Here is a 1,075-nt window from a genome sequence, read left to right as displayed (position 1 = left end):
CGAGCTGCTCGGCGGTGTACGAGTCACCGGCCACCTTGTCGCCGGTGGCGAAGAGCGACTCGGCGCGTTCCCGCATCCGGCGCAGCGCGACGCGGGAGGTGTCCAGGTGGGCGCGCTCGGCGACGAGCTCGCCGTCGAGGCTCGTGGTCGGGTCGACTTCGGTTGCGGGCACTGCGAACTCCCATGGCTCGACACGATGCTCGCTCGCGTGTCCGGGGCGGTTGGCCTGACCCCGGCGCGGGGACGTCCGCTGCGGTGCGTGCTCACCGCGGCCGTCGGGCGGTCATCCACTATACGGACTTGTCGGCGTGCCCGCCGCCCCCACCTAGCGGCTGACGACTTGGACCGGAAACGATCAGCAGCCACTTACGGTAGTCGTGCACTACGTCACCCCGCGTGTTTGCTCGTTCGGGGCTGCCGACATGGCCCATCGCCGCCTTTGCTCTGCAGCCACCAAGGCATCCCGCTCTTGAGCAGGAATTTCAATCTTGATCCTCGTATCGCCCTCGGGCTGTTCCGCTCACGCTACGCACCTGATGCGTCCATGGCTGCAGAGCAAAGTCCCCGAAGGGAGCCGCTTGCCGGCCCGTCGCTGTCACTTTGGGTCGTCGGGGGCGGGAGTGGTCCCCGCCGCGCTGGCTGGGCATGCTCTCCGCGCCCTCGCCTGTTGGCGCGGGATCATGGGGGCATGACCGAGGCGCGTTCCGAATGGCACCGGGTGACGATCAGCGACCCGCAGGTGATGCGGGCGCTCGCCCATCCCGCCCGCATGGCGATCATCGAACATCTCAGCGCGCTGGGGGGCGGTGCGACCGCCACCGAGTGCGCCGAGATCGCCGGCCTCTCGCCGAGCGCCACCAGCTACCACCTGCGCGAGCTGGCGAAGTTCGGCCTGGTCCGCCAGGCGGCCGGCCGGGGTGACGCGCGCGAGCGGGTGTGGCAGGCGGTGAACCCGTCGTACTCGGTCGAGGCGGGGCCGGACGCCGACCCGGAGACGCACGCCGCCGAGGCGGCNGGGTGCCGGACGAGCCGCGCGAGTGGTACGAGGCGACCTGGTTCAGCGACAGCGTGCTGC

The 1,075-nt window shown here is 70.9% G+C and carries 1 protein-coding gene; it reads left to right on the top strand.

Features of this window, described 5'->3' with window-relative positions; all coding sequences use genetic code 11:
• Positions 1-196: 196 nt before the first annotated feature.
• Positions 197-1,075: ArsR/SmtB family transcription factor (locus tag B1205_RS33270; RefSeq protein ID WP_441338451.1), on the top strand; the 879-nt coding region annotated here is incomplete at its 3' end.

This window comes from Micromonospora sp. NBS 11-29 (assembly GCF_002140155.1).
Classification (GTDB): domain Bacteria; phylum Actinomycetota; class Actinomycetes; order Mycobacteriales; family Micromonosporaceae; genus Micromonospora.
Note: the sequence above shows the minus strand (reverse complement) of the source record. Positions and strands in the feature narration are given on the sequence as shown.